This is a genomic window from Amycolatopsis sp. 3B14 (assembly GCF_050958625.1).
Taxonomy (GTDB): Bacteria; Actinomycetota; Actinomycetes; order Mycobacteriales; family Pseudonocardiaceae; genus Amycolatopsis_E; species Amycolatopsis_E thermoflava.
Genome location: NZ_JBHZEN010000008.1, coordinates 111,329 through 131,572, shown reverse-complemented (window position 1 = coordinate 131,572; position 20,244 = coordinate 111,329). Strand labels below are relative to the sequence as shown.

The window sequence follows — 20,244 nt, the reverse complement described above, 5'->3', positions numbered from 1 at the left end:
GAAGAGAGGAAAGCGGGGCAAGACAAGTGACGACCAGCGCGCAAGCCCAGGTCATCCCCCTGCACGCACCCGGACGTGAGAAGCCGGCCGACGTCGAGGCACGGGCCGGGGAAACCCCCGCCGACGCGCCCGTCGTGGCGTTCCCGACGAGGAGCGCGCCGGCCGAGGAGCCGCCCGCACCGGAACCGGACGCGCTGAGCAGGTTCCTCGGGTTCCTGCGGCACCGGCTGACCGGTGATTACGACGTCGACGAGTTCGGGTTCGACCCGGAGCTGACCGACAACCTGCTGCTGCCGCCGTTGCGGCTGCTGTACGAGAAGTACTTCCGGGTGACCACGCACGGCGCGGAGAACCTGCCGGCCGACGGTGGCGCGCTCATCGTGTGCAACCACTCCGGCACGGTGCCGCTGGACGCGGTGATGACGGCGGTCGCCGTGCACGACGAGACGCCGGGGCACCGGCACCTGCGCATGCTCGGCGCGGACCTGGTGTTCCAGACGCCGCTGCTCGGGGCGCTGGCGCGCAAGACCGGCCAGACGCTGGCGTGCACGGCCGACGCCGAGCGGCTGCTGTGCTCCGGTGAGCTGGTCGGCGTGTGGCCGGAGGGCTACAAGGGCATCGGCAAGCCGTTCTCGGCGCGGTACCGGCTGCAGCGGTTCGGGCGCGGCGGGTTCGTGTCGGCGGCGCTGCGGACGCGGGTGCCGATCATCCCGTGCTCGATTGTCGGGGCCGAGGAGATCTACCCGAAGATCGGCGACCTGAAGCCGCTGGCCCGCCTGCTCGGGCTGCCGTACTTCCCGGTGACGCCGTTCTTCCCGCTGCTCGGGCCGCTGGGCGCGATCCCGTTGCCGACGAAGTGGCACATCGAGTTCGGGGAGCCCATCCGGACCGACGGTTTCGCCGACGAGGACCTCGACGACCCGATGCTGGTGTTCTCGCTGACCGACCAGGTGCGCGAGTCCATCCAGACGACGCTGTACCGGAGGCTGGCGCACCGGCGGAGCGCGTTCAAGGACTGACCGGCTCCGTGCCATCCTGGTGGCATGGGGTTGATCAAGCGGATCGGGTACGTGGTGGGCCGTACCGTCGGCGAGGTGCTGAAGCTGGCGAACCTGGTCACCGGCATCCCAGCCGGTGAGTCGACGCGAAACCGGCGACCGCAGCGACGGCCGTAGGTCCGGCGCGCCCGCTTCGGCGAGCCAGCGGAGCGGTGGGCGCGGGGGCTGGGCTCAGCGGCGGCGGTAGGCCATTCCGGCTGCCACGGCGCCGGCCAGCGCGCCCGCGCCCAGCACCGACGGCACCCCGATCTTCGCGGCCTTCCGGCCGGTCCGGAAGTCGCGGATCTCCCAGCCACGGGCGCGCGCCACCTCGCGCAGGCCGGCGTCCGGGTTGACCGCCACCGCCGTGCCGCACACGGACAGCATCGGGATGTCGTTCGACGAGTCCGAGTACGCCGTGCAGCGCCGCAGGTTCAGGCCCTCCCGCGCGGCCAGCGCCCGCACCGCGTGCGCCTTCGCCCGGCCGTGCAGCAGGTCGCCCACCAGGCGACCGGTGTAGACGCCGTCCACGTGCTCCGCCACCGTGCCCAGGGCGCCGGTCAGCCCGAGCCGCCGGGAGATGATCGCCGCGAGTTCGACCGGCGTCGCCGTCACCAGCCACACCCGCTGGCCCGCGTTGAGGTGCATTTCGGCCAGCGCGCGCGTGCCCGACCAGATCTTGTCGGCCATCAGCTCGTCGTAGATCTCTTCGCCGACCTGGTTCATCTCGGCGACCGTCTTGCCCGCGACGAACGACAGCGCCTGCTCCCGGCTGGACTGCACGCCGCTGTGCGACTCGCGCCCGCCGACCCGGAACTTGATCTGCTGCCACGCGAACCCGGCCAGGTCGGAGGTCGTGAAGTACTTGCGCGCGGCCAGACCGCGGGCGAAGTGGAAGATCGACGCGCCCATCATCATCGTGTTGTCGACGTCGAAGAACGCGGCCGCGGTCAGGTCCGGCGGGGCCGGCGGCACGTCGAGCTGGGACTCCATGGCCACGGCGGCGTCGGCCGACGCCTCGCCGGCCATCTCGGCGAGCCGCTCGCGTTCCGGGCCGTCACCCCTGCTGCGCCACACGCACACCGCCTCCTGCGCTCGTCCCTGGGGTCAGCGTAGCGAGGACGTCACGGATCCGGATCAGGCGATCCCTCCGGAACGGACACCGATGTGCTTCGATCTGGGCACTGACCGCGCACCGGGGGAAATCACCTTGTCGACCGCACTACTCGGGCTGCTCAGCGTGCCCGTCTACGTCCTGATGCTGTGGCCGCTCGTGGTCGCTTCGCGCCGGGTGCTCGGTGTGCGGATCGGGGCGTTGCGGGCGCTGCTCGGCGCGGCCGCCGGGTGGGCCGTCGCCGGGGGCCTCGCCGTCCGGATCGCGCCCCTCACCCGCGCCTCCGACCCCGTCTACCTGGGCTTCCTCATCCCGCTCGCGGGGTGCGCGTTCCTGGCGACCCTGATCTTCCTGTTCCTCGCCGAGATGGCGGTGCCCAGCGGCGGCGGGCTCGGGCTGCTCGGCCGTCTCCGGTCGCTGCGCGCGCGGTTCGCCCGGACCCGCCGGTACTCGCAGATCATGCGGATCGCGGTGAAGCACGGCATCGGGCCGTACCTGACCGGCCGTCGCGTCACCGACTCCGGCAGGCACGCCACCCTGGCCCGCTCGCTGCGGCGGGCGCTGGAGGACGGCGGCGCGACGTTCGTCAAGCTCGGCCAGGTCCTGTCGACCCGGCCGGACGTGCTGCCGCAGGTGTTCGTCGACGAGCTGAGCCTGCTGCAGGACCGCGTCGCGCCGGTGCCGTTCGCCGACGTCGAGCGCGAGCTGGAGGCCGAGCTGGGCCGCCCGCGCGCCGAGGTGTTCGCCGAGTTCGACCCCGAACCGCTCGGCGCCGCGTCGATCGCCCAGGTCTACCGGGCCCGGCTGCACAGCGGCGAGGACGTCGTCGTCAAGGTGCGTCGGCCGGGCATCGACCGCATCGTGGAGCGCGACCTGGACATCGTCTTCCGCGTCGCGCGCTCGTTGCAGCTGCGCGCGGCCTGGGCCCGGTCGCTCGGCGTACTCGACCTCGCCGAGGGGTTCCGCGCCGCGCTGACCGAGGAGCTGGACTTCCGGGTCGAGGCCCGCAACCTCACCGCGGTCGCCGCCGCGGAGAACGGCTCGGGTCTCGCGCTGCCCGCCGTGCACGCCAAGCTGTCCGGCGAGCGCGTGCTGGTCATGCGGCGGCTGGACGGCGTGCCGGTGCGGGAGGGCATCGGCGACGTCCCGGCCGAGCGGCGCGCGGTGCTGGCCCGCGGCCTGCTCGACTCGCTGCTGCGGCAGGTCCTGCTGCACGGCGTCTTCCACGCCGATCCGCACCCCGGCAACGTCCTGCTGCTCGCCGACGGCAACCTCGGGCTCCTCGACTTCGGATCGGTGGGCCGGCTCGACTCGTCCCTGCGCGGCGGGCTGGCGAACCTGTTCGCCGCCGTCGACCGCGGCGATCCGGAGGGGCTGCGGGACGGGCTGCTGGAGATCGTGGACCGGCCGGACGAGATCGACGAGCAGCGCCTGGAGCGGGCGCTGGGCGCGCTGATGGCCAAGCACCTGTCGCACGGGCGGTCGCCGGACGTGGACATGTTCACCGACCTGTTCCGGATCATCGCCGAGTTCCGGTTGTCGATCCCGCCCGCCATCGCGGCGGTGTTCCGCGCGCTGGCGACGGTGGAGGGCACGCTCGCGCTGCTGTCGCCGGGGTTCGACATCCTCGGCGAGTCCCGGAAGTTCGCCGGGTCCGTGGTCGGGGAGCGGCTGCAGCCGGAGTCCCTGCGCGGCGCGGCGACCGACGAGCTGCTCGCCTTGCTGCCGGTGCTGCGCCGCCTGCCCCGCCGCGTGGACCGGCTGACGTCGGCGCTGGAGCAGGGCAGGCTGACCGTGAACGTCCGCACCTTCGCCGACGAACGTGACCGCGCGGTGGTCTTCGGCATGCTGCACGAGGTGCTGCTGGCCCTGACCGGCGCCGCGACCGGCCTGATGGCGGTGCTGCTGCTCGCCGGGACCGGTGGGCCGCGGGTGCTGCCGGAGCTGACGCTGAACCAGCTGTTCGGCTACAACCTGCTGGTGGTCAGCGCGCTGCTGGGGCTGCGGCTGCTGTTCGTGGTGTTCCGCGCCCAGCGGGGCGGGCCGGGGTAGCCTCGGCGGCGGTGGCGCGCCACCCCGGACGAGCCGTCGTACCCGGCAGGACAAGACGACGTGGGAGGACGTCGGTTTTCGTTCGGAGGTTTCTCGTCGTGGCGTGGATCGTGCTCATCCTGTCCGGAATCCTGGAAACCGTGTGGGCCGCGGCGCTGAACGCGGCGCGCGGCTTCACCAGGGTCGGTCCGAGCGTCTTGTTCGTCGTCGCGCTGGTCGCGAGCATGGCCGGGCTCTCGTACGCGATGCGGTCGATCCCGATCGGCACCGGATACGCCGTGTGGGTGGGCATCGGCGCGATCGGCACCGCCGTGTACGGCATGGTCGCGCTCGGCGAACCGGCCACCGCGGCCCGCCTGGTGTGCCTCGGGCTGATCGTCGCGGGCGTCGTCGGCCTGAAGGTCCTGCACTAGCCGATGCCGAGCCCCGGCAGGCCGGGGATCAGCGGCGGGATCGAGATCAGTGGTGGTGGCGTCGTGGTCGACGGGGTGGGCAGCCGGGTGCTGGTCGGCGCGCTGATCGGCGGCGGCAGGACCGTCGGCGTCGATCCGGTGCTCGACGGTGGTAGCGGGCCGGTCGCGCTGGGCACGAAGGGCGTGCTGCTGCCGGGGGCGGTCGGCGTGGTGGCGATCTCCACCGGCGGCGGGGACACCGTGCTCACCGGCGGCAGCGGCGCGCCCGAGGGGATGCCGAGCAGCGCGTCCGGCGGCACGGTGCACTCGCCGGTCGCCGGGACCGCGCCCAGGTCGTCCGCCTCGCCGGTGGTGATGCGGTAGCAGGACAGCCGCCCGGTCAGTGCCGCCGCCCGCGCGTCGATGCGGTTGAGCAGCGTCCCGGCCTGCGTGAACCCGTTGCGGGCGCCGTCCGGCACGTCGAGGGCGGCGAGCTTGCCCGCCTGCTCGCTCGCCCAAGTCCGCAGCTGGTCCAGCCGGGCCGTGTCGCCCTGCACGCCGAGCACCGTGAGCTGCGCCGTCCCGGCCGTCGCCTCCGCGGCGAATGCCGACAACGTTGTCAGAAAAGCGCTGGTGTCCGCCGACGGCATCGCGGCGAGTTCGTCCAGCCGGTTCGACGCGAACTGCAGGTGCTTGGACCCGCGTGCGGCTTCGTCGAAGGTGAGCTGCAGCTCGGCGTCCTCGCTCGCCAGCTTCATGCCGTAGAGCGGGTCGCCGGGCAGCGAGCCGCGGGAGAGCAGCAGGCCGACCCCGCCGACGAAGACGATCAGCGCGGCCGCGGCGGCGAGGACGGTCGCCAGCGCGCGGCGCCGCCTGCTGGGTTCCGCCTCCAGCTTCCGCGAAATCTCGGCGCGGATCCGCGCCTTCGTGTCGTCGTCCGGTTCGACGGCGCGACCGAGCCCGCGGAGCCCGGAGATGACTTCCAGCTCGCGCGCCGTCCACCGGTGCTCGTCCACACCTGCTGCAACGACGCAAACCGTCCGGTTGTTACGCGTTCAGCGCCACGCGTCCGGGAGTAGCTGGGCGAGCTTGCGCACCGCGCGGTGCTGCAACGCCTTGATGGCGCCCTCGTTGCGCTTCATGATCTGCGCCGTTTCGGCCAGCGACAGGCCCTGGATGAACCGCAGGACGATGCATTCCCGCTGGTCGTCGCCCAGCCCGGCGATCGCGGACAGCAGCGCGTCGCGCGTCGCGCTGGTGACCGCTTGCTGCTCCGGTCCCGGATCGGCGCCCGAGGGCGCGGCGAACGGCGCGGTGCCCGAGTCGGCCACCTCGTCGGTGACCACCTCGAGCTTGTACCGGCTGGACTTGAGGTGGTCGAGCACGATGTTGCGGGCGATGGTGACGAACCAGGCGCCCACGTCGCGGCCCTGGTAGCTGACCGACGAGATGCGCCGCAGCGCCCGCAGGAACGTCTCGCTCGTGATGTCCTCGGCGAGCTCGCGGTCGCTGAGGCGGAAGTACACGTAGCGGTACACGACGTCGACGTACTGGTCGTAGAGCGCGCCGAAGGCGGCGCTGTCACCCTGCTGGGCAGCGCGGACCAGGGCCCACGGCCCCGCCTGCTCGTCCGGCACCTCGTGCACGCGGGTGACCGTGCCGACGTGCAGACCCGCTGGGCGGGCGGCAAGCCAGTTCGTCACGGCGACTCCTTCGTCCGACCCGAGTGATCATCACCACTACGACGCGAGAAGCAGCATACGGGTAGTTACCCGGAAGTAGGTAGTGGCGGGGGTCTCGGAAGAGCGACGATCGGCGAGCTTCCCCATGACGGGGGAGCTGGTGCCACACTGACCCCATGAAAACCGGCAACATCGCCGACCTGCTCACCGGCGCCGCGGAGCAGTGGCCGGACGCCGTCGCGGTGATCGACACCGCCGCCGGCGTCAGCCTGACCTGGTCGCAGCTGGACGCGGCCGCGGGCGGGCTCGCGCAACGCCTGGCGGACCGGGGCGTTGGTGCCGGTGACCGGGTCGCGCTGCGGCTGCCCACCTCGGCGGACTTCGCCGTCACCCTGTTCGGCGTCACCCGCTGCGGTGCGATCGCGGTGCCCGTCTCGCCGCTGTCCCCGCGCCCGGAACTGGACACCGTGCTCGCGCACAGCGGCGCGCGCCTGGTGATCAGCCGGAACCCCGACGACGGGACGGACGACGTGCCGGTGCTGCGGCCGGAAATCGGTCCCGGTGCGAATTTCCCCGTCCGCGGCGGCGGTGAGGACATCGCCGTGTTGTCCTACACCTCGGGCACCACCGGGCCGCCGCGCGGGGTGATGCTGTCGCACCGCGCGCTGCTCGCCAACCTCGAACAGCTGGGCCGGATCGACCCGCCGCCGGTCGGGCACCCGGACCGGGTGCTGATCGCGATCCCGCTGTTCCACGTCTACGGGCTCGGCCCCGGCCTGCTGCTCAGCACGGCGGTGGGCGCGACGGTCGTGTTGGCCGAGCGGTTCGACGCGCGCCGGGCGCTGCAGGCGTGCGCGGAGCACCGCGTCACCGTGATCGGCGGGGTCCCGGCGATGTACGCCGAACTGGCCACGCTGGAGCCGGACGAGCTGGCTGCCGGCCTCGGCACGGTCCGCCTGCTCACCTCGGGCGCGGCGCCGCTGCACCCGAAGGTCCTCGCCGCGATCCGGGAGAAGACCGGGCTGGGCGTGTTCGAGGGCTACGGGCTGACCGAGACCGCGCCGGTGGTGACGTCGACGCTGGTCACCGGCTACCCGAAGCCCGGCTCGACGGGCCGCCCGCTGCCCGGCGTGGAGATCCGGCTGGTCGGGCCGGACGGCTCGGGCGAGCCGGTGCCGCTCGACCCGGACGACCCGGAGGACGTGTTCGAGGAGGACGGCGACGGCACCGGCCTGGTCGCGATCCGCGGCGCGAACCTGTTCTCCGGCTACTGGCCGGACGGCGCGCACGGGCCGGACGCCGACGGCTGGTTCCGCACCGGCGACGTCGGGTTCCTGGACAGCGACGGCGACCTCCACCTGGTGGACCGCGCCAACGACCTGATCATCGTGAACGGCTTCAACGTGTACCCGCACGAGGTCGAGGAGGTCATCGCCGGGCTGCCGGAGGTGGCCGAGGTGGCCGTGGTCGGCGTGCTCGACGAGCGCAGCGGCGAGGCGGTCAAGGCGGTCGTGGTTCCCGCGCCCGGTGCGTCGCTGTCCGAGCAGCAGGTCGTCGAGGCCTGCGCGGAGCGGCTGGCCGGGTACAAGGTGCCGCACACGGTCGAGTTCGCCGAGCGGCTGCCGCATTCGCCGACCGGGAAGCTGCGCCGGGTGCAGTTGCGGGGATGATTTCCCCATGGCCCACGAAGTGACCGTGATGACCCGCCAGGGCTGCTCGTCGTGCGTCCAGGCGGAGCGGGACGTCGAGCGGATCTGCGCCGAGCTGGGCGTGCCGTGGCGCGCCGCGGACGTCGACAGCGACCGGGAGTGGCAGGCCGAGTACGGCGACCGGGTGCCGGTGATCCTGGTCGACGGCGCCGAGCACGGCTACTGGAAGGTCGAGGAGGACCGGCTCCGGGCCGCGCTGGCGTAAGCGATCGGTAACCCCGCTGGGCGCTCCGCCGGGGCCAGACTGGTGGCGTGAGCACGAACCTCGAGTCGCCGCGGCTGTCCGCGCCCGTTGCCGGGCTGATCGGCGTGATCGCCCTGGTCGCCGCGCTCGGGGCCGGGCACCTGGTCGCCGGGTTCGTCGGGGCGGGCGCTTCGCCGTTCGTGGCGGTCGGCAACGCGGCGATCGACCTGACCCCGGCCTGGCTCAAGGACTTCGCGGTGCGGGCGTTCGGCACCGCGGACAAGGCCGTGCTGCTGACCGGCATGGCCGTGGTCGCGCTCGCGCTCGCGGTGGCCGCCGGGCTGGCCTCCCGCCGCCGGGCCGCGCCCGGGCTGGTGTTCGTGTCCGCGGTCGGCGTGCTCGGCGGGGCCGCCGTGTTCACCCGCCCCGACCTCGGGCAGATCGCGTTGCTCGCGCCGGTGGCCAGCCTGGTCGCCGGGCTCGCGGTGTTCGCGTGGCTGCACCGGACCGCGCTCGACGGGCAGTACTCGTCGGCCGCGCGGCGGAACTTCCTCATCGCCGTGGCCGGCGCAGGCGTGGCCGGGGTCGCCGGACAGCTGGTCGGCACGAGCAGGGACGCCGAGGGCTCCCGGGCGGCCGTCGGCCCGCTGGTCGCCGCGCGGACCGCGCCACCGGTGCCCGCCGGCGCGGACTTCGCGAAGTTCGGCACGCCGTCGTTCCTCACGCCCAACGCGGACTTCTACCGCATCGACACGGCGCTCGTGGTGCCGCAGGTCCGCACCGAGGACTGGTCGCTGCGGATCCACGGCATGGTCGACCGAGAGGTCGCCTACTCCTGGTCCGACATCCGGAACCGGCCGCTGGTCGAGCGGATCGTGACCCTGTGCTGCGTGTCCAACCCGGTCGGCGGGCCCTACATCTCGACGGCGCGGTTCATCGGCGTCGACCTCGCCGAGCTGCTCGCCGAGGCGGGTGTCCGGCCCGGCGCCGAGCAGGTGTTCTCCACCAGCGCGGACGGCTGGACCGCGGGCACGCCGGTGTCCGCGATGGCCGACCCGTCCGTCGGCGCGATGCTCGCGATCGGCATGAACGGCGAGCCGCTGCCCGTCGAGCACGGCTTCCCGGCGCGGCTCGTCGTGCCCGGGCTGTACGGCTACGTCTCGGCGACCAAGTGGGTGACCGACCTGGAGGTCACCACCTGGGCCGCGCGCAAGCCGTACTGGCTGCAGCGCGGCTGGGCGCGGCAGGCGCCGGTGAAGACCGAGTCGCGCGTCGACGCGCCGCGCGGTCCGGTCGCCGCCGGGCAGGTGCGCATCGCCGGGATCGCGTGGGCGCAGCACACCGGGATCGACCGGGTCGAGGTGAGCGTGGACGACGGCCCGTGGGCGACGGCGGAGCTGTCCACCGAGGTGACGGTGGACGCCTGGCGCATGTGGTGGGTGGACGTGCCGGTCGCGCGCGGCAGCCACGCCGTGCGGGTGCGGGCCACCGACCGCAGCGGTTACACGCAGACCGATCAGCTCGCCGACGTCGTCCCGGACGGCGCCACCGGCTGGCACACGATCACCTTCACCGCGCGCTAGATGTGCTTTCGGTCATGCCGTTGACCAGCCACTTTGTGCCTGCGTTCACAAGTGGCTACCGTATTGCCGGTACCCCTCACGGCGGCCGTGCATCAAACCCGACTTCGCGGCCCGGGTCAAGAGGGATTTCGAAGCTCATCGAGGGCGTGGAACGAGGAGGCCGGCGTGGTGTCACAGCGTGGCCGGCGAAACGGTTCGGCCGTCGCCCGGAAGCTGTCCACCCCGGACGCCGACAACGCCCCCACCGCGGAGATGCCCGCGGTCACCGAGAACGGCGCCGAGGAGGCCAGGGTCCGCGCGATCCCGGAGGCCGCCGTCGCCCGTCTCGCCGTGTACCTGCGCGTCCTGTCCGCCATGTCCGAGCAGGGCGCGACCACCGTGGCCAGCGAGGAGCTCGCCACCGCCGCCGGCGTGAACTCCGCCAAGCTGCGCAAGGACCTGTCCTACCTCGGCTCGTACGGCACCCGCGGCGTCGGCTACGAGGTCGCCGTGCTGGTGGCCCAGCTCGAGCGCATATTGGGACTCACGCGACAGCACAAGGTCGCCGTCGTCGGAATCGGTAACCTCGGTCATGCGTTGGCCAATTACGGAGGCTTCCCCGGCCGAGGGTTCCCGGTCGAGGCGCTGTTCGACATCGACCCCGACCTGATCGGCGTTCCGGTCGGCGGGATCCCGGTGTCGCACCTCAACGACATCCCCGAGGTGTGCTCGGAGCGGGGGATCTCGATCGGCGTCATCGCGACGCCGCCGCCCGCGGCCCAGACGGTCGCCGACCGGCTGGTGCAGGGCGGGGTGCAGTGCATCCTGAACTTCGCGCCGGTGGTCCTCCAGGTGCCCGACCACGTCGAGGTGCGCAAGGTCGACCTGGCCGTGGAGCTGCAGATCCTGTCGTTCCACGTCGCCCGGCGAGCGGAGAACGTGGGTGGTAACGGAATGGTGGTGCGCTAAGTGAGTGTCCTGGCCGTCGGGCTGTCGTACCGCACTGCCGATCTCCGGACGCTGGAGAAGGTCGCGGTGCCTGCGACGGAGCTGGAGAAGGTGCTGCACGAGCTCCAGCAGTCGCCGCACGTGAACGAGGTCATGCTCGTCTCGACGTGCAACCGCATCGAGGTCTACTCGGTCGTCGAGGCGTTCCACGGCGGTCTGGCCGACATCTCCGAGGTGCTCGCGCGGCAGGCCGGCTGCGACGCCGCCGACCTCTACGACAACTTCTACGTGCACTACGCGGGCGCCGCCGTCGAGCACATCTTCTCCGTGGCCTCCGGCCTGGACTCGATGGTCGTCGGCGAGACCCAGATCCTCGGTCAGGTGCGCAACTACTACGCCGCCGCGCGCGAGGCGGGCACCGTCGGCCGCACCCTGCACGAGCTGATCCAGACCACGCTCCGCGTCGGCAAGCGCGTGCACACCGAGACCGGGCTGGACCACCTCGGCGCGTCCGTGGTGTCCGAGGCCCTCGGCGAGGCGCCCGACCTGGCCGGCAAGCACGCGGTCATCGTCGGCGCCGGTTCGATGGGCGCGCTGTCGGCGAGCCAGCTGCGCAAGAGCGGCATCGGCCGCATCACGGTCGTCAACCGCACCCTGGCCAACGCCGAGCGGCTGGCCGCCAACGTGACCGAGCAGGGCGTGCCCGCCGTCGCGGCCGGCATGGACGAGCTGACCGCCCGCCTCGCCGACGCCGACGTCGTGGTCGCCTGCACCGGCGCGCAGGACGTCGTCATCACGCCCGCGCACCTCGCCGGCCGCGGCGAGCGTCCGGTGGTGGTGTGCGACCTCGGCCTGCCGCGGGACGTCCACCCCGACGTGGACAGCCTGCCCGGCGTCCGCCTCGTCGACCTGGAGACCGTCCGCAAGCGGATGGACTCGCTGGGCTCGGCGGGCAGCGCCAAGCAGATCGCCAAGGCCAACGGCATCGTGCTGGACGAGGTGCGCGAGTACCTCGCCGCCCAGCGCAGCGCCGCGGTCACCCCGACCGTCACCGCGCTGCGCAAGCGGGCCGCCGAGGTCGTCGACGCCGAGATGCTGCGGCTGGACAACCGGCTGCCCGGCCTCGACGCCGAGGTCCGCGACGAGTTCAACCGGACCGTGCGCCGGGTGGTGGACAAGCTGCTGCACGCGCCGACGGTGCGTGTGAAGCAGCTCGCCGCGGAAACCCAGGGCACGGACTACGCCAACGCGCTGCGGGAGCTGTTCGAGCTCGACCCGGCATCGCCTGCCGTCGTGTCGAGCCCGACCACCGAGCGCCTGCCCAGGACAGACGGTGAAAGCAAGTGACGAGGACCATTCGGATCGGGACGCGGGGCAGCGCCCTCGCCCTGACCCAGACCGGCACGGTTGCCGACGCGCTGCGCAAGGCGGGCCAGGAGGTCGAGATCGTCAAGGTCTCGACACCCGGTGACCGCTCCAGCGCGCCGATCGCGGAGATCGGTGTCGGCGTGTTCACCTCCGCGCTGCGCGAGGCCCTGCTGAACAAGCAGGTCGACGTCGCGGTGCACTCGTACAAGGACCTGCCGACGGCGCCCGAGCGCGGCATCGTGCTGGCCGCCGTGCCGCCGCGGGAGGACCCGCGTGACGCGCTGATCGCCCGCGACGGGCTGACGCTGGGCGAGCTGCCCCCCGGCGCCCGCATCGGCACCGGTTCGCCGCGCCGCACGGCGCAGCTGCGCGCGCTCGGCCTCGGCTTCGAGGTCGTGCCCATCCGGGGCAACATCGACACCCGGCTGAACAAGGTCTTCGACGGCGAGCTGGACGCCGTCGTGCTCGCGCGCGCCGGCCTGGCCCGCCTCGGCCGGGCCGACGTGATCACCGAGACCCTGGACCCGATCCAGATGCTGCCCGCGCCCGCACAGGGCGCGCTGGCGGTGGAGTGCCGCGTCGACGACGTGGACATCGAACACCTTCTTCGGTCCATTGTGGACGACGAAGCGACACGGGCCGCGGTGACGGCGGAGCGGGCCATGCTGGCCGCGCTCGAAGCCGGCTGCAGCGCGCCCGTCGGCGCACTCGCCGAGGTGGTGGAGGATCTCGACGCGGACGGCTCGGTCATCGAGAACGTGTCGCTGCGCGGGGTCGCCGCCGCCGGCCTCGACGACGAGGGTGTGCAGCTGCTGCGCGCCTCGGCGGTCGCCGGCAAGAGCGAAGCGGAGCAACTCGGCCGCGACCTGGCCGCGGAGCTGCTCGACCTCGGAGCCGGCGCGCTGTCCGGCCCGGGCCGCGAATCACGGTGAAACAGTTCCTCGAACGGTTCGGTGCGCTCGCGCCGACTCATAGGAGAAAGACACGATGACCCCCGCGCGGACAACCGCTGGGCGCGTCGCCTTCGTGGGCTCCGGCCCCGGCGACGCCGGACTGCTGACCGTACGTGCCCAGGAGCTCCTGGCGAAGGCCGAGGTCGTGGTGACCGACCCGGACGTGCCCGCAGGCGTGCTCGCGGGCGCCAGCGCGGACGCCGAGGTCAGGCCCGCCGTCGGCGAGCCCGCCGAGGTCGCGAAGGACCTCGCCAACGAGGCCAAGGGCGGACGGCTCGTGCTGCGCCTGTCCAGCGGTGACCCGCTGACCAGCGCCGCCGCCGTCGCCGAGGTGCAGGCCGTCGCGAAGACCAGCGCGGTCTTCGAGGTCGTCCCCGGCATCACGCCCGGCTCGGCCGTGCCCGCCTACGCCGGCATCGCGCTCGGCGGCAGCTACACCGACGTCGACGTCCGCGGCGACGTCGACTGGGCGAAGGTGGCCGCCGCTCCCGGCCCGATCGTGCTGCACGCGACGTCCGGCCAGCTGGCCGAGGCCGCGGGCGCGCTGACCGAGCACGGCCTGGCAGGCACCACCCCGGTCGCCGTCACCGCCAACGGCACGATCAACACCCAGCGCACGGTCGACACCACGCTGGCGAGCCTGTCGCAGGACGCCGGTGAGCTGGTCGGCCCGCTCGTGGTGACCGTCGGCGAGCAGGCCGGGCAGCGGTCGAAGCTGTCCTGGTGGGAGTCGCGCGCCCTCTACGGCTGGAAGGTCCTGGTGCCGCGCACCAAGGAGCAGGCCGGCGAGATGGCCGAGCGGCTGCGCATCCACGGCGCCACCTCGCACGAGGTCCCGACCATCTCGGTCGAGCCGCCGCGCAGCCCCGCCCAGATGGAGCGCGCGGTCAAGGGCCTGGTCGACGGCCGCTACCAGTGGATCGTGTTCACCTCGGCCAACGCGGTGAAGGCTGTGTGGGAGAAGTTCGAGGAGTTCGGCCTCGACGCCCGCGCCTTCTCCGGCGTGAAGATCGCCTGCGTGGGCGAGGCCACCGCGGCCCGCGTGCGCGCGTTCGGCATCAACCCGGAGATGATCCCGCAGGGCGAGCAGTCCAGCGAGGGTCTGCTGGCCGAGTTCCCGCCGTACGACGACGTGCTGGACCCGGTGAACCGCGTGCTGCTGCCGCGGGCCGACATCGCCACCGAGACGCTGTCCGCCGGCCTGGTGGACCGCGGCTGGGAGGTCGACGACGTGACGGCCTACCGGACCGTCCGCGCCGCGCCGCCGCCGGCCGAGACCCGCGAGATGATCAAGACCGGCGGGTTCGACGCGGTGTGCTTCACCTCGTCGTCGACCGTGCGGAACCTGGTCGGCATCGCGGGCAAGCCGCACACGCGCACGCTGGTCGCGTGCATCGGGCCGAAGACCGCGGAGACCGCGGTGGAGTTCGGCCTGCGGGTGGACGTGCAGCCGGAGGTGGCCGACGTGCCGCACCTGGTCGACGCGCTCGCCGCGCACGCCGCCAAGCTGCGCGCGGAGGGCGCCCTGCCGCCGCCGCGGAAGGCGAAGCGCACCCGGCGTTCTTCCTGATCGTCCGGTGTTCCGGGGCCGTTCGTGGATTGCCACGGGCGGCCCCGAGCCATTTCCCGGGGACCCGCCGGCCGCGCACGCGCCCTGCCGCCGCCGAGGAAGGTAACGCGCTCTCGGGGGTTCTCTTGATCGTCGGCTTGGGCCGCTCGTGGTCAACCGCGGGCGGCCGCGAGTCATTTCCGGGGTAAGCGCACCCGGCGTTCTTCCTGATCGTCCGACCCTCGGGGCCGTCCGTGAGATGTCGCGGGCGGCCCCGAGCGCGTTCCGTGGCCGGAGTACCGTCGATGGGGTGTTTCCCGAGCATCGTCCCCGCCGGTTGCGGAGCACGGCGGCGCTGCGGCGCCTCGTCAGTGAGACCACCCTCCGGCCGCGTCAGCTGATCCTGCCCATGTTCGTCGCCGAGGGCGCCACCGCGCCGCGGCCCATCTCGAGCATGCCGGGCGTCGTCCAGCACACCCGGGACACGCTGCGCAAGGCGGCCGTGGAAGCGGTGCAGGCAGGCGTCGGCGGGCTGATGATCTTCGGCGTGCCCGCGAACCGGGACGCGACCGGCTCCGGCGCGGTCGACGAGAACGGCATCCTCAACGTGGCTCTGCGGGACCTGCGTGCGGAGCTCGGCGACTCGACCGTCCTGATGGCCGACACCTGCCTGGACGAGTTCACCGACCACGGCCACTGCGGCGTGCTGGACGACCGCGGAGCCGTGGACAACGACGCGACGCTGGCGGTGTACGCGGACATGGCCGTGGCCCAGGCCGAAGCAGGGGCGCACCTCCTCGGGCCGAGCGGCATGATGGACGGCCAGGTCGGCGTGATCCGCCGGGCGCTCGACGAGGCAGGCCACACCGAGACCGGAATCCTGGCCTACTCCGTCAAGTACGCGAGCGCGTTCTACGGCCCGTTCCGCGAGGCGGTGGACTCCCAGCTCAAGGGCGACCGCAAGACGTACCAGCAGGACCCGGGCAACGCGCGCGAGGCGCTGCGGGAGCTCGAGCTGGACGTCGAAGAGGGCGCCGACGCGATCATGGTCAAGCCGGCGCTGTCGTACCTGGACGTGATCCGCCTGGCGGCCGACGCGTCCCCGGTCCCGGTGGCGGCGTACAACATCTCCGGCGAGTACGCGATGGTCGAGGCGGCCGCGGCGAACGGCTGGCTGGACCGCGAGCGCACGATCCTGGAGGTGCTGACCTCGATCCGCCGCGCGGGTGCGGACATGATCCTGACCTACTGGGCGACGGAAGCGGTGGCCTGGCTGGACTGAGCCAGCGGCCGCGGCCCGGCTGCGTCGGCGGCGCCGTCGGCACAGTAGGCTCTGACGGGTGAGTGAATCGGACGACCTGGTCGAACGGCCCGAGCCGCCGAGGCCGGTGCAAGTGTCGTTCTGGCTGTGGGTCGCCTCCGCGGTGGTCCTCGTCATCGCCTACCTGGTGGTGTTCCTGGCCCGCCAGCAGGTCATCGACACCCTGGTCAAGGCCAACACGAACACGCAGATCACCCCGGACAAGATCGCGTCCGGCACCACGGTGCTGTTCGCGATGCTGCTGGTCGGCTCGGTGTCGTTCGCGGCCTTCTTCGTGCTGTTCGCCTGGAAGGCGCGCCAGGGCACCCGCTCCGCCCGCACCGTCCTGACGGTCCTGGTGGCGATCACGCTGGTGTTCCAGTTCGTGATGCAGGCCTACACCGGCATCTCGCTGGTCGCGACGCTGCTCGGCCTGGTCGCGCTGGCGCTGATGTACATCCCGTCGGTGCAGCCGTTCTTCCCGAAGGTCAGCCGCCGGTAAGCCGTGGACCGGTACCTGGAACGCGGAGCGAGCTGGACGGCCCTCGCGTACGGGCCCGGCTTCGCCCTGCTCGGGTTCCTGGCCGAGCTGCTCACCGGCGCCACGCACACCGTCGCGTGGGTGATCGTCGGTCTCGGGCTGGCCGCGATCACCGCGCCGTGGGTGTACGCGCGGCGGCGGTTCCTGACCGTCCGCGTCACCGGCGAAGCGCTGTGGCAGGGCCGCGAACGGCTGCCGCTGACCGACATCGCCGAGGTCGCCGACGTCGGCGCGCCGACCGGGGCGCGGGTGCTCGGCGGCGGCTGGACCACCCCGAACAAATACGACTCGCTGCCCGTCCGGCTCACCGACGGCACCGTCGTGCTCGCATGGGCCAAGGACGTCGAGGCGCTGCGGACCGCGCTGCAGGAGGCGCGGACGGCATGAGAGGCTGCTCACGTGACTGAACAGGCCCGCCTCAACCAGCCCGTGCGCGCGGTGGTCGCGCTGGCCGAGGTGCTGCTGGCGGCGGTGGCCGTGTGGGGCGCCTTCCAGTTGTGGCAGCAGGGCGTGCACACGGTCGTGGTGACCCTCACCGACGGCACCGTCCTGACCAGCACGCGCTGGGTCGGGAGCTGGATGTCCGGCGCGATCGGCCTCGGCGTGGTCGCCGGGATCCTGCTGGTCGACGCCGTCCGCGAGGTCCTGCTCGCGGTGCGCGTCAGGCGCCGCCGCAAGAGTCGCGAGTCCGAGCGCGGCGAGGACGACTTCGGCTACTTCACCGGACACCTGAACCAGGCCTGACGGGACCTTTGCAAGACTGGGGTCTGTGACGCAAGCAGTCGACAAGTCCAGGGCATGGTTCGACCGGGCCGCCGCTGTGACGCCGGGTGGGGTGAACTCCCCGGTGCGGGCGTTCAACTCGGTGGGCGGCACGCCGCGGTTCATGGTGCGCGGCGAGGGTCCGTACCTGTGGGACGCGGACGGCAACCGGTATGTGGACCTGGTGTCCTCGTGGGGGCCGATGATCCTCGGGCACGCGCACCCGGCGGTCGTCGAGGCGGCCCGCGCGGCCGCGAGCTCGGGCCTGTCGTTCGGCACGCCGACGATCGGCGAGGTCGAGCTGGCCGAGGAGATCATCGACCGGGTCGACCCGGTGCACCAGGTGCGGCTGGTCAACTCCGGCACCGAGGCGACGATGAGCGCGATCCGGCTGGCCCGTGGGTTCACCGGCCGCAGCAAGATCGTCAAGTTCGCCGGCTGCTACCACGGGCACGTCGACGCGCTGCTCGCCCAGGCCGGCTCCGGCGTCGCCACGCTCGGCCTGCCGACCTCGCCCGGGGTGACCGGGGCGCAGGCCGCGGACACGATCGTGCTGCCCTACAACGACATCGAGGCCGTGCGGCAGTCGTTCGCGGACAACCCGGACTCGATCGCGGCGGTCATCACCGAGGCCGCCGCGGGCAACATGGGCGCCGTCGCGCCGGACGTGGACTTCAACGCCCAGCTGCGTGACCTCGCGCACGAGCACGGCGCGCTGCTGATCATGGACGAGGTCATGACCGGCTTCCGGGTGTCCCGGTCCGGCTGGTTCGGCATCGAGGGCGTGCCCGGCGACCTCTACACGTTCGGCAAGGTCATGTCCGGCGGGCTGCCCGCCGCGGCGTTCGGCGGCCGCTCCGACGTGATGGCCCGGCTCGCCCCGACGGGCCCGGTTTACCAGGCCGGCACGCTGTCCGGGAACCCGGTCGCGGTGGCCACGGGCCTGGCGACCCTGCGCGCGGCCGACGACGAGGTGTACCGCCGCCTGGACGCCAACTCGCAGCGGCTCGGCGCGCTGTTCACCGAGGCGCTGACCAAGGCCGGGGTGCCGCACCACGTGGCCTACGCGGGGAACCTGCTCAGCGTGTTCTTCCGCGAGGAGCCGGTGCGCAACTACCACGACGCCACCAGCGCGGACACCTGGCGCTTCCCGCCGTTCTTCCACGCGCTGCTGGAGCGCGGCGTGTACGGGCCGCCGAGCGCGTTCGAGGCCTGGTTCGTCAACTCCGCGATGGACGACGCGGCGTTCGAGGTCATCGAGGCCGCGCTGCCCGCGGCTGCGAAGGCCGCTGCGGAGGCCCGTCAGTGACGACCATCGTGCACCTCCTGCGGCACGGCGAAGTGCACAACCCGGAGGGGATCCTCTACGGCCGCCTGCCCGGCTTCCACCTGTCCGAGCGCGGCCGCCGCCAGGCACTGACGGTCGCCGAGGCCGTCGCCGCCCACGACATCACCCACGTGGTCGCCTCGCCGCTGCAGCGCGCGCAGGAGACCGCGGCCCCGATCGCCGCGGCGCACCGGCTCGACGTGCAGACCGACGAGCGGCTGATCGAGGCGGGCAACATGTTCGAGGGCCAGAAGGTCGCGGTCGGCGACGGCGCGCTGCGCCAGCCGCGGCACTGGTCGAAGCTGCGCAACCCGTTCCTGCCCTCGTGGGGCGAGCCGTACGTGGAGATCGCGCACCGGATGCTCGGCGCGGTCCTGCGGGCCCGCTCGAAGGCCGAGGGCCACGAGGCGTTGTGCGTGTCGCACCAGCTGCCGATCTGGACGCTGCGCCGGTTCCTGGAGGCCAAGCCGCTGTGGCACGACCCGCGCCGCCGCCAGTGCTCGCTCGCGTCGCTGACCAGCCTCGTGTTCGACGGCGAGGAGCTGGTGAAGATCGTCTACAGCGAGCCGGCCGGCGGCACCGACCCGAAGGTCACCGGGGCATGAAGCGGATCCTCGCGGCGGTCCTGGCGAGCGTGTGCGTGCTCGCCGGGTGCAGCACCGGGAACGACGCGGTGTCGCAGGGCAGCAACTTCGAGTTCGTCGCGCCGGGCGGCAAGACCGACATCCTCTACGAGGGCGCCGACCGGCAGCCGATCCCGAACCTGTCCGGCGAGGACCTGATGACCGAGGGCAAGACCATCTCGGTCGCGGATTACGCGGGCAAGGTCGTCGTGATCAACATCTGGGGCCAGTGGTGCGCGCCGTGCCGCACCGAGGCGCCGGAGCTGGAGAAGCTCTACCTGGCGCACCAGGCCAACGGCGTGCAGGTGCTCGGCCTCGACGTCCGCGACGACGACCGCTCGGCGCCGCAGGACTTCGTGCGCAACCGGCAGCTGACCTACCCGTCCATCTACGACCCGCCGGGCCGCAGCCTGCTGCAGCTGTCCGGCTACCCGCGCAACGTCGTGCCGTCCACGATCATCCTGGACAAGCAGCAGCGGGTGGCCGCGGTCTACCTGCGGTCGATCCTGGCCAGCGACATCGAGCCGGTGGTCCAGCGGCTCGCCGCCGAATAACCCGACCGCAGGAAGACGCCGAGCGCCAGCGCGGCGCCGAACAGCAGGAACGCGGTCCCGGCGACCGTCGGCGGGTGCGGCGTCGCGAGCTGGGGCGAGACCCGCGCCCACTGCTGGATCGCGACGGTGGCCGCGGCGGCGGAGGCCGTCAGGCCGGCCGCGCCCAGCGCGGCGCCCCACTTCCCGGCGCCGCGCAGGACGATCACCAGCACCGCGAGCACGCCGGCGACCTGCACGGCGGGCAGGTTCACCACCTCCGGCCGCACGACGAGGTGGTCCATCGCGAGCTGCGCACCGGCCGAGCCGAGCACGCCCGCGGAGGCCATCAGCGCCCCGGCCCACCACCGCAGGTGCAGCGCGGCCCATGGCGCGGCGGCCGTCAGCGCGCAGCACAGCAGGAACGGGACCGAGCGCCAGGCGGGTTCGGCGCGCGTGATTTCCCACACCAGCGGGGCTCCGACCAGCACGGACAGCGACGCGTGGACACGCAGCGGAATCGTCATGGACGAAAAGGTATGGTGCGGACCACGGCGCCGGCTTCGGTCGAAGAGCTCGGCGTCCTCAGCCGATCGGCCGAGACCATCCCG

22 protein-coding genes and 1 riboswitch are annotated in these 20,244 nt (G+C 72.8%); of the genes, 18 read left to right on the top strand and 4 right to left on the bottom strand.

Going from position 1 to position 20,244, the window contains the following annotated elements; genetic code table 11:
• Positions 1-26 precede the first annotated feature (26 nt).
• Positions 27-1,019, top strand: a complete 993-nt coding sequence (locus ACCP09_RS05645) for a lysophospholipid acyltransferase family protein (RefSeq protein WP_027932784.1) — start codon at positions 27-29, stop codon at positions 1,017-1,019.
• 24 nt (positions 1,020-1,043) lie between these two features.
• Complete coding sequence (locus ACCP09_RS05640; protein WP_267283903.1) at positions 1,044-1,175, top strand: hypothetical protein; 132 nt, start codon at positions 1,044-1,046, stop codon at positions 1,173-1,175.
• A 54-nt stretch (positions 1,176-1,229) separates the two neighbouring features.
• Here ACCP09_RS05640 and ACCP09_RS05635 read toward each other — a convergent pair whose 3' ends face one another.
• The gene (locus ACCP09_RS05635; RefSeq protein ID WP_223843283.1) at positions 1,230-2,066 is read right to left on the bottom strand and encodes an HAD family hydrolase; all 837 of its coding nucleotides are present in this window, start codon (positions 2,064-2,066) and stop codon (positions 1,230-1,232) included.
• A gap of 136 nt (positions 2,067-2,202) precedes the next feature.
• Here ACCP09_RS05635 and ACCP09_RS05630 point away from each other — a divergent pair, with 136 nt between their 5' ends.
• Complete coding sequence (locus tag ACCP09_RS05630; RefSeq protein WP_433743606.1) at positions 2,203-4,203, top strand: ABC1 kinase family protein; 2,001 nt, start codon at positions 2,203-2,205, stop codon at positions 4,201-4,203.
• Between the two features lie 5 nt (positions 4,204-4,208).
• A riboswitch (guanidine-III (ykkC-III) riboswitch) is annotated at positions 4,209-4,268 on the top strand.
• Between the two features lie 33 nt (positions 4,269-4,301).
• Positions 4,302-4,616 (top strand): DMT family transporter, encoded by a 315-nt coding sequence (locus tag ACCP09_RS05625; protein WP_400980631.1) that lies wholly within the window; start codon positions 4,302-4,304, stop codon positions 4,614-4,616.
• On the opposite strand, the gene ACCP09_RS05620 is transcribed toward ACCP09_RS05625, so the two are convergent.
• Both ACCP09_RS05620 and ACCP09_RS05615 read right to left on the bottom strand, forming a co-directional pair.
• Positions 4,613-5,611 carry a DUF5667 domain-containing protein gene (locus tag ACCP09_RS05620; RefSeq protein WP_433743603.1) on the bottom strand — a complete coding sequence of 333 codons (999 nt, stop codon included), beginning with the start codon at positions 5,609-5,611 and terminating at the stop codon, positions 4,613-4,615. The two genes, ACCP09_RS05625 and ACCP09_RS05620, sit on opposite strands and share 4 nt — an antisense overlap.
• Before the next feature lie 39 nt (positions 5,612-5,650).
• Positions 5,651-6,241 (bottom strand): sigma-70 family RNA polymerase sigma factor, encoded by a 591-nt coding sequence (locus ACCP09_RS05615; RefSeq protein WP_228685318.1) that lies wholly within the window; start codon positions 6,239-6,241, stop codon positions 5,651-5,653.
• Between the two features lie 212 nt (positions 6,242-6,453).
• Between ACCP09_RS05615 and ACCP09_RS05610 the strand changes: the two genes are divergently transcribed.
• The 14 genes from ACCP09_RS05610 (at position 6,454) to ACCP09_RS05545 (ending at position 19,657) form a co-directional block, all read left to right on the top strand.
• On the top strand, positions 6,454-7,947 hold the full coding sequence (locus tag ACCP09_RS05610; protein WP_123684107.1) for an AMP-binding protein: 1,494 nt from the start codon (positions 6,454-6,456) through the stop codon (positions 7,945-7,947).
• A gap of 7 nt (positions 7,948-7,954) precedes the next feature.
• On the top strand, positions 7,955-8,191 hold the full coding sequence (locus tag ACCP09_RS05605) for a glutaredoxin family protein (protein WP_433743599.1): 237 nt from the start codon (positions 7,955-7,957) through the stop codon (positions 8,189-8,191).
• A gap of 47 nt (positions 8,192-8,238) precedes the next feature.
• Entirely contained in the window at positions 8,239-9,753 is a 1,515-nt protein-coding gene (locus ACCP09_RS05600; protein ID WP_433743596.1) for a molybdopterin-dependent oxidoreductase, read from the top strand.
• 165 nt (positions 9,754-9,918) lie between these two features.
• Positions 9,919-10,701, top strand: a complete 783-nt coding sequence (locus ACCP09_RS05595; RefSeq protein WP_020417382.1) for a redox-sensing transcriptional repressor Rex — start codon at positions 9,919-9,921, stop codon at positions 10,699-10,701.
• The gene (locus ACCP09_RS05590) at positions 10,702-12,027 is read left to right on the top strand and encodes a glutamyl-tRNA reductase (protein WP_020417383.1); all 1,326 of its coding nucleotides are present in this window, start codon (positions 10,702-10,704) and stop codon (positions 12,025-12,027) included.
• On the top strand, positions 12,024-12,980 hold the full coding sequence (hemC, locus tag ACCP09_RS05585) for a hydroxymethylbilane synthase (protein WP_017986408.1): 957 nt from the start codon (positions 12,024-12,026) through the stop codon (positions 12,978-12,980). Before ACCP09_RS05590 ends, hemC begins: the two co-directional genes overlap by 4 nt.
• A 55-nt stretch (positions 12,981-13,035) precedes the next feature.
• Entirely contained in the window at positions 13,036-14,571 is a 1,536-nt protein-coding gene (locus tag ACCP09_RS05580; RefSeq protein WP_017986409.1) for a uroporphyrinogen-III synthase, read from the top strand.
• Positions 14,572-14,860: 289 nt separating this feature from the next.
• Complete coding sequence (gene hemB, locus ACCP09_RS05575) at positions 14,861-15,832, top strand: porphobilinogen synthase (protein ID WP_433743591.1); 972 nt, start codon at positions 14,861-14,863, stop codon at positions 15,830-15,832.
• 58 nt (positions 15,833-15,890) lie between these two features.
• Positions 15,891-16,352 carry a hypothetical protein gene (locus ACCP09_RS05570; RefSeq protein WP_027932776.1) on the top strand — a complete coding sequence of 154 codons (462 nt, stop codon included), beginning with the start codon at positions 15,891-15,893 and terminating at the stop codon, positions 16,350-16,352.
• 3 nt (positions 16,353-16,355) lie between these two features.
• Positions 16,356-16,778, top strand: coding sequence for a DUF3093 family protein (locus tag ACCP09_RS05565; RefSeq protein ID WP_027932775.1), 423 nt, complete (start codon positions 16,356-16,358; stop codon positions 16,776-16,778).
• Positions 16,779-16,790: 12 nt separating this feature from the next.
• Positions 16,791-17,135: a hypothetical protein gene (locus ACCP09_RS05560; RefSeq protein ID WP_027932774.1), complete on the top strand. Its 345-nt coding sequence runs from the start codon at positions 16,791-16,793 to the stop codon at positions 17,133-17,135.
• Between the two features lie 25 nt (positions 17,136-17,160).
• Positions 17,161-18,462, top strand: coding sequence for a glutamate-1-semialdehyde 2,1-aminomutase (gene hemL, locus ACCP09_RS05555; RefSeq protein WP_433743586.1), 1,302 nt, complete (start codon positions 17,161-17,163; stop codon positions 18,460-18,462).
• Entirely contained in the window at positions 18,459-19,085 is a 627-nt protein-coding gene (locus ACCP09_RS05550; RefSeq protein ID WP_433743583.1) for a histidine phosphatase family protein, read from the top strand. The genes hemL and ACCP09_RS05550 overlap by 4 nt, the downstream gene beginning before the upstream one ends.
• Complete coding sequence (locus ACCP09_RS05545) at positions 19,082-19,657, top strand: TlpA family protein disulfide reductase (RefSeq protein ID WP_020417391.1); 576 nt, start codon at positions 19,082-19,084, stop codon at positions 19,655-19,657. The genes ACCP09_RS05550 and ACCP09_RS05545 overlap by 4 nt, the downstream gene beginning before the upstream one ends.
• On the opposite strand, the gene ACCP09_RS05540 is transcribed toward ACCP09_RS05545, so the two are convergent.
• The gene (locus ACCP09_RS05540) at positions 19,594-20,160 is read right to left on the bottom strand and encodes a hypothetical protein (RefSeq protein WP_123684103.1); all 567 of its coding nucleotides are present in this window, start codon (positions 20,158-20,160) and stop codon (positions 19,594-19,596) included. The genes ACCP09_RS05545 and ACCP09_RS05540 overlap by 64 nt on opposite strands.
• Between the last annotated feature and the right edge of the window lie 84 nt (positions 20,161-20,244).